5 protein-coding genes are annotated in these 7776 nt (G+C 71.4%); all 5 read right to left on the bottom strand.

The features are described from left to right. Window positions 1-1877 precede the first annotated feature (1877 nt). The 5 genes from hpf to mtrA all read right to left on the bottom strand — a co-directional run bounded on the left by hpf (window position 1878) and on the right by mtrA (window position 7738). Window positions 1878-2507, bottom strand: coding sequence for a ribosome hibernation-promoting factor, HPF/YfiA family (gene hpf, locus FL583_RS34495; RefSeq protein ID WP_142709081.1), 630 nt, complete (start codon window positions 2505-2507; stop codon window positions 1878-1880). A gap of 354 nt (window positions 2508-2861) precedes the next feature. After that, window positions 2862-3527 carry a ComF family protein gene (locus tag FL583_RS34490; protein ID WP_142709080.1) on the bottom strand — a complete coding sequence of 222 codons (666 nt, stop codon included), beginning with the start codon at window positions 3525-3527 and terminating at the stop codon, window positions 2862-2864. Window positions 3528-3583: 56 nt separating this feature from the next. Further along, a complete protein-coding gene (locus FL583_RS34485) occupies window positions 3584-5374 on the bottom strand; it encodes an LpqB family beta-propeller domain-containing protein (RefSeq protein WP_142709079.1) in 1791 nt (596 codons plus the stop codon). Then, window positions 5367-7052: an MtrAB system histidine kinase MtrB gene (gene mtrB / locus FL583_RS34480; RefSeq protein ID WP_205752724.1), complete on the bottom strand. Its 1686-nt coding sequence runs from the start codon at window positions 7050-7052 to the stop codon at window positions 5367-5369. The genes FL583_RS34485 and mtrB overlap by 8 nt, the downstream gene beginning before the upstream one ends. Further along, window positions 7049-7738 (bottom strand): MtrAB system response regulator MtrA, encoded by a 690-nt coding sequence (mtrA, locus tag FL583_RS34475; RefSeq protein ID WP_142709078.1) that lies wholly within the window; start codon window positions 7736-7738, stop codon window positions 7049-7051. Before mtrA ends, mtrB begins: the two co-directional genes overlap by 4 nt. Window positions 7739-7776: the final 38 nt, after the last annotated feature.

Raw genomic sequence — 7776 nt, 5'->3', positions numbered from 1 at the left:
CGCGGCCTCACGATCCGCCGCCGCCCTGATCCCGAGATCCGCGCGCCGGTCGTCAACCGCCCACCGGCCGCGGATCGACCGACCAGCCCGATCCGCCCTGTCGGCAACCACCGGCCCGTCGCAGAACGACCGACCAGCCCGACCCACCCAGCTCAGCGCTAGGCGCCCGCCCCCGGCGCACCAGCCCCGCACCCGGCCATGCAGCTCGATCGGCCCGCCACAGGAGCGGTGCCGCCGAGCCAACAGCGTCTCGCCCATCCACCCGAGCGCCGTCACGCGGATTGCCGAGAAAACGGCGTCTCGCGCGCCCCGGAAGCATCGCTTTCCCGTCAATCCGCGTTCCGCCGGGGATCCACAACGCGCTCATCGCAGACACCGAGGATGCGCATCGCGACCCCGCGACCCTGCGACCGGTCGGCGCCCGACGGCCGCGTTGGCCGACCTGACCCAGCTGAGCGGTCGCAGGACCGCAAGGAGGCAGCGAATCCGCACCGGCCAACGCCGAGCGCGCCACCTGGCCGCAATAACGCCACGCCGACGCACAACGAGAGCCCTGACATTCCGCGGCCTCGTAGTGGCCACATCCCAGCCACGGCCGATCAGCCACAGACGAGCGCCCGCGGGCCGCCCGAAGCGAGCTAATCGTCACTGACAGGCGCCGAGTCATCAGCCCAGCGACGCCCTCGTTCGGCGCCGACCACGGATCGACGGCAAATCGGGGCTTCCGGGCGCCTCAAGACCCCGATTTCCCGTCGATCCGCGCACCCGCCCCGCTGGGCCTCGGAGCCAGTGGGCGGCGCGCCACGAGTTCCGGCGCAGCTGAGCTCCGAGCGCACCGGCGAACTGAATCCCGCACCCAGTTGCCCCTCGATCAGCACGCTGTCGGTCACGGTCGCCCGTCGTTTCACCGCCGCCTGCGGCTGCTGCCTCGGGGTCACGCCGCCGCCCGCGTCGATACGGGCTTCGCCTCCCGCGGCGGCGCACCGACGTGCCTCTGATCAGCGCCCTTGCCCGTATGCTCGGTACTCCGTGCACCAACGTGGGCGCTCCGAACTGGTCGCCGACCGACCATTAGGCCGGCCAACCAGCGCCGTTGATTGCCCCAGCCGCCACCGACGGGCGTTGTTAACGGCCGACGCGGCGCCGTACCCCTCCGCCCGAGGACGCCCCTCGTTCGGCGTCCGTTTCACGGATTGACGGGAAATCGGCGTCCAGAGCCACCCGGAAGCGCCGATTTCCCGTCAATCCGCGCGCCCCGCTGTGCCTCGGAACTCCGTAGGCGAACGCGCCCTCAGTTCCGGCGCAACTGAGGGCCGAGCGCGCCGGCGAACTGAAGCCCCGCACCCAGCTGCCCCTCGATCAGCGCGTTGGGGATCACGGTCTCTCGTCGTTTCACCGCGGCCTGCGGCACTTGCCTCGGGGTCACGTGGCCCCGGGCGTGGATGCGGGCTTCGCCTCCCCGTGGCGGCGCGCTGACGTGGCCCTGTTCAGCGCCATGGCCCGCATGCCGGTGATCCGTGGGCCGACGCGGGCGCTCCGAGCTGGTTGTCGGCCGACCATGGCCCGCGCAACCAGCGCCGTTGACTGGCCGCGCCGCCACCGATGGGCGTTGTGAACGGCCGGGCCGGCGATGCGCCCCTCCGCCTGAGACGCTCCTCGTTCGGCGCCCGTTCCGCGGTTTGACGGGAAATCGGCGTCCAGAGCCACCCGGAAGCGCCGATTTCCCGTCAATCCGCGCGCTCCGAGCGCGGTTGGGGCGGATCGCTGGGCGGGCTCGGCGACCACGGAACAGGCGGACGCCCGGCGTGAGGCGCCGGGCGTCCGCATCGTGTTGTCGTCGTTGACGCGCCAGCAGGCGCGTTGGGCGGGCCGTGAACCTAAATGCCCAGGCAGATGACGCCGTAGTCGTAGCCCTTGCGGCGGTACACGACCGACGGGCGGCCGGTGTCCTTGTCGTTGAAGAGGTAGAAGTCGTGCCCGACGAGTTCCATCTCGAAGAGGGCGTCATCCACGGTCATCGGCTCGCCCGGGTGCTCCTTGGTGCGGACGATCCGGCACGGGCCGTCCTCCCACTCGTCGAGGACGGCGACGGCTCCGTCGACGGGCTGTTCCAGGCCGTCGGGCGACGTCCACATGGACGCCGGGAGCTCGAGAGTCGCGTCCGCCATCGCCGAGGCGACCGAGACGGGGGTGCGACGACCGTGGTGGACGCGCCGGCGGTCGGCCGCGCGTCGGAGACGGTTCTCCAGTTTCGTCATCGCGAGGTCCAATGCGGAGTAGAAGTCCGCCGCGCAGGCTTCACTGCGAATCATCGGGCCCCGGGTCTTCACGGTGATCTCGACCCGCTGGCAGGTCTGCGCCTGCCTGCGGTTCGGCTCGTGGAACAGTTCGACGTCGATACGAATCAACTTCTGGTCGTAGCGCTCGATCCGGGCGATTTTTTCGCCCACGTGCTGCCGGTAGTGATCGGGCACCTCGACGTTACGACCCTTGACGACGATGTCCACACGTACCTCCACGCTTCCGCGATCTGATCAGCCTGCCCAACGCTGGGTGGCTTCATTTGCGAGGTACCGGTTCTGCCCACAGGCGGGAAGCAACCGGTAAACGGCAACCTCCCCTCGATGACATCCATCTGTTCAGGGCGAGAACTGCTGAGGAACCTGACGCTAACCCCTTGGGGGGTAGTAGTCACCCCTCCACTCCGAGCAAAACATCCGGTTTGGGTAACCGTATGCTTGTTACGCCTGGTGACTGGCTTTCCACTTCATTCAGAATGGAAACAGACACCGCGCGTGGCGACACGAGGTTCTAACGGACTGCACCCGCAGCGCAACCCTGCGACTACCTAACGTCACGAACTAGGGTCGCCGACGAGTGGCCGCGACCACCGCCGCCCCCACCACCGACAACCCGGCTCCGGACGCCGCCCGGGCCGCCTCGGTGAGCGTCGCACCGGTGGTCACGATGTCGTCGACCAGCACGACCCCGCCGCCCCGGCCGCCCCCACGAACCGCCCCGAACGCGCCGGCGATGTTCGCTCGACGCTCAGCCGGGCTCAATCCCACCGAATCCACCGGAATGCGACGCAGAGTGAGCAACTGAGCCGGGCGGGCGTCCACTCCGTGGGAACGCAATGTAGCCGCAGCCCGCCGGGCCAGGCGCAACACGTGGTCACCACCGCGAGCGCGGATCGCAGCCGGTGACGACGGGACGGGCACCAACAGCAGTGGCCCGCGGCCGCCCAGACCCGCCACCGCGACCGCCAGCCGCGCCCCCAGCGGACGGGCCAGCGACCGGCTTCCGCGCTCCTTGTAGGCGATCAGCAGCGACCGCAGCGCACCCCCGTACACCCCCGACGCGACACACACCGCCGGCTCCGCGCCACCGGACCGCTCGCCCGGCGGCACCGCCACCGGACGGGCCGCCCGCACCTCCCGTGCGCACGCCGGACACAGCGGCCCGCGGTCACCCCCGCAGGCCGCACACCGCACCGGCAGGACGAGTTCCAGCACCGCGTCGAGCATGCCGAAAACCCTGCCCGGCCGCCTCGCCTCCCGTAACCCCCCTGTGGACGACGGCCTCAGCCCGGGTAGAACGGCGCCGCGCCGGGAGTATCCGGGTTCAACGGCCGGCTGTTCACGCTGTAGTCGACGATCTTCCCGCCGACCTCGAGCGGAATGCTGTCCTCGGGGTTGGCCGTCGGGTCGGCGGCGATCCGCACCGTGGTCGGGAACGGTGCCGACCGGTCGGACGACTGCGAATGCGCCGGCGTCCCGTCGATCGGGGCCAGCACGACCGAGATCCGCCCGTTCGCCTGTTCCACCGCCACCGCCGCATTGGCCAGGCCGTACCAGGACACGTCCCGGGGCGTCCCGTCGACCTCCAGCTCGCGGACGGTCAGCACGAGCACGCCGCCGGTCGCGCCGGTGAGCGTGCCGTAGTAGAGCTTCGCGGTGCTGCCCTCGCCGTTGATCACCAGCCCGCGGACGCCGTCGAGCGAGAGCCGGATCGCCGAGACGTCGGTCAGCGACCGTCCGCCCGGCCCGATGACGCGGACCTCGGTCGGCCTGCTGACGTTCCCGACCCCCACCTCGAGCACCCGGCCGTTGATCGGCACGGCGACCGTCGACCGGTTGCCACCCCAGGTCGGACGACCGATCTCGGGCGCGCGCAGCGTCGGCTGGAGCGTCCCGGACGCGTCCGCCACCCACAGCCGCTGCCCCCCGCCCGGCTCGTCCCGGACGATGGCCAGCCGGGTCAGGTCGACGGACACGGCCGCGCTGTGGACGCCCTTCTGCAGGATCGGCCGCTTGAGCCCGGGCCGGTCCGGCTCGGTGTTGCCGCCCGGCGTGAGCTCTCGCACCGCGCCGTTCCGGATCTGGAACGCGGGCAGGCCCGGCTCGCTGACGACGGCCGGGTTGTAGCGCCGCCAGACGCTCTGCGGCTGGGTCGCCGCGAACCCGTCCACGTCCAGCGGACGGCCACCCACCAGCAACCGCACCGCGCCCTGGAACGAGTCGCTCAACGACCAGCCGACCTCGGCGACGAACGCGTTGAGCGCTTCCTTGCTCGCCGACTCGGCCTCCGGCTCGAGTTCGATGATCAGGTCGCCGTCTTCGACGGCGACCCGCCGCGTCCGCTTGATGTTCGGGAGCGGGTTCGCCGCGACGCGACTGAGCTCGGCCGACGGACCGGCGAGCACGTAGTCGACGAGCTGGCTCGGCTGGTCGCTGATGTCCTCGTTGACGTACCGGGTCTCCGGGACGACCAGCCGCGGGTTCGTGCCGGTGATCGCACTCGGCGCAGCCGCGTAGTACACGGTCTGCTCCGAGAACGCGGTGCCGAACTGGTCGGTCTTGACGATGATCGGCGGCGGCTCGGCGAACACCCAGTTGCCCCTGACCAGCTGGATCCGCACCTGGAGCTGCCAGGACGGGTTCTCGCCGTGCTGGAAGACGCCGTCGCTGTCGACGGTGCCGAGCAGGTCGGCGCGGAACGTCGCGGTCGTGGTGTCGGCCTGCGCGGCGATCGGAGCGACCGACGTCGTGATGTCGCCCTTGACGATCACGACCGACCGGATCTGGCTGAACGCGGTCCGCAGCGCCTTGGTCGGCAGGTACCGGTCGCCCAGTGGTCCCGGGTTCCGGGTGGTCAGCAGCGCGTTGACGTACGACCGGACGGACGTGTCGGCGTCCCCGCTCGGCCCCGGGAGCTCGGTGTTCACGCTGCTGTTCGACGCCTCACCGCCCGGCGAGCCACCGGACACCGCGATCGGTACGGCCGGCCCGCTGTCGGGCACGTGCGCGCAGCCCGCGAGTGCGGTCGCCACCAGCGCGGCGGCGGCCCAACGGACGACGCCCGGCCTAGCCACGGTTCCCCACCTCGGTGTCGGCCGGGTGCGGGATCACCGGCTCGGTACGCGGCCCCTCGATCCGGGGCCCTTCGATGGCCCGCGGATACCGGGTCCCGGCGTCCCCAGGCGCCAGCGGCAACGGCGCCGACGTCAACCGGACGCCCCGCCGCGCGGGCAGCGTCAGCCGGAACTGGGCGCCGAGCCCGGGCCACCCCCAGACCTGCAGCCAACCGTCGTGCAGCCGGGCGTCCTCCCGGCTGATCGAGAGCCCCAGCCCGGTGCCGCCGGTCTGCCGGGCCCGCGACGGGTCGGCGCGCCAGAAGCGGTCGAAGACCGCCTGGGCCTCCCCCGGACGCAGGCCGACGCCGTAGTCCCGGACCGTGATCGCGACTGCGTCGGCATCGCTGGCCAGCGTGATCCGGACCGGGCGGCCCTCGCCGTGCTCGATCGCGTTGCCGACCAGGTTGCGCAGGATCCGCTCGACCCGGCGCGGATCGACCTCGGCGATGACGGCGTCGTCGGGCATGTGCACCTCGAGCGTCGAACCGATCCGGCCGGCCAGCTGGCTCAGCCCGTCGACGGTGCGGGTCACCAGCGTCCGCACGTCGGTGTCTTCCGGCTCCAGCACCGCGGCGCCGCTGTCGTACCGGCTGATCTCCAGCAGGTCGTTGAGCAGCGACTCGAACCGGTCGACCTCGGCCGACAGCAGTTCGGTGGAGCGGGCGAGCGCGGGCGGGAACGTGTCCGCGGACATCTGGATCACGTCGGCGGCCATCCGGACCGTGGTCAGCGGCGTCCGCAGCTCGTGCGAGACGTCGGACGTGAACCGCTGCTGCAGCCGGGACAGGTTCTCCAGCTGGACGATTTGCCGCTGCAGGTTCGCGGCCATCTGGTTGAACGAGTGCGCCAGCCGGGCCAGTTCGTCCTCGCCGCGGACGACCATCCGCTCCTCGAGCAGCCCGGCCGACAGCCGCTCGGCGGTGCGGGCGGCGACCCGCACCGGGGTCACGACCTGCCTGGTCACGATTCCGGCGATCGCCGCGAGCAGCAGCAACAGCAACGCGCCGATCGCGGTCAGCGAGTTCTGCACCAGGCCGACGGTCGCGACCTGGTCGTCCAGAGGGAAGTAGTAGTACAGGTCGAAGCGGCCGGCCTTGGTCTCGACCGGCGCGGCGGCCACCAGGAACGGACGCGCCGGGCGCTCGTCCACCGTGGTGCGGGTGAACTCGTAGCCGCGCTGCTCACCGGAGGCGATCAGCCGGGCGAGAGCGGCCGGCGGCCGGACGTCGTCCGCCTCGTAACGGAGGACGTACTTGGCGGGAAGCCGCGCGTTCTCGGTCTGTTGCACGGCGACCGCGAAATCGGCGCTGCGAGCGCCGCTCGCGGAGAGGTTCGCGACCGCGAGGCGGACCGTGCTGTCGAGATCGGGGTCGTCCGGGCCGTTGAGGCCGTACAGCTCGTTCCCGAGGTAGTTCGCGCCGCTGGCCAGCTGGGCCAGGGCCTGTTCCCGCTCGGCCGCGACCAGCCCGTCGGTGACCCGGTGTACGACGAACAGGCCCAGTGCGACGGTCATGATGCTGCTGGCGATCAGCGTGCTGGCGACCACCCGCAGCTGGAGCGACCGGCGCCAGCGGGCCAGCACGCGTGCGGTGAGCCAGCGAGCCGCCCGGAGGGCGCGCTGAAACCACCGCCTCACCCCGTGCCCGCCTTGTAGCCGACGCCCCGGACCGTCAGCACGACCTCGGGGTGCTCGGGGTCGCGCTCGACCTTCGCCCGCAGGCGCTGGACGTGGACGTTGACCAGCCGGGTGTCGGCCGCGTGCCGGTAACCCCAGACCTGCTCGAGCAGGACCTCGCGGGTGAACACCTGACGCGGCTTGCGGGCCAGCGCGACCAGCAGGTCGAACTCCAGCGGGGTCAGCGCGATCGGGTTGCCCTCGCGGGTCACCGAGTGCCCGGGGACGTCGATCTCGACCTGGGCGTGCGGCGGGCCGATCGTCAGCGTCTCGGGCGGTGCTTCCTCGCCCCGCCGCAACCGGGCCCGGACCCGGGCCACCAACTCCTTGGGCTTGAACGGCTTGACGACGTAGTCGTCTGCCCCGGACTCCAGCCCCAGCACCACGTCGACCGTGTCGCTCTTCGCGGTCAGCATCACGATCGGAACCCCGGATTCCGCCCGAACCGCCCGACAGACGTCCAGCCCGCTCATGCCCGGGAGCATGAGGTCGAGCAGCACCAAATCGGGCCGGGTCTCCCGGAAGACCGTGAGCGCTGCTTCACCGTCAGCAACGAACGAGGGGGCGAAACCCTCACCACGTAGCACGATTCCGAGCATCTCGGCCAGGGCAGGATCGTCGTCGACCACCAGCACACGCGCTCTCATGCCCACATCGTGGCACTCTCCGCCACGAGTTGCCCGGG

The organism is Cryptosporangium phraense (assembly GCF_006912135.1).
In the GTDB taxonomy this organism is placed as follows: Bacteria; Actinomycetota; Actinomycetes; order Mycobacteriales; family Cryptosporangiaceae; genus Cryptosporangium; species Cryptosporangium phraense.
Note: the sequence above shows the minus strand (reverse complement) of the source record. Positions and strands in the feature narration are given on the sequence as shown.

Excerpts from the sequence above, each read along its gene's own strand:
- FL583_RS34490 (WP_142709080.1), bottom strand. The coding sequence starts at position 3,527 with ATGCTCGACGCGGTGCTGGAACTCGTCCTGCCGGTGCGGTGTGCGGCC.
- mtrA (WP_142709078.1), bottom strand. The coding sequence starts at position 7,738 with ATGAGAGCGCGTGTGCTGGTGGTCGACGACGATCCTGCCCTGGCCGAG.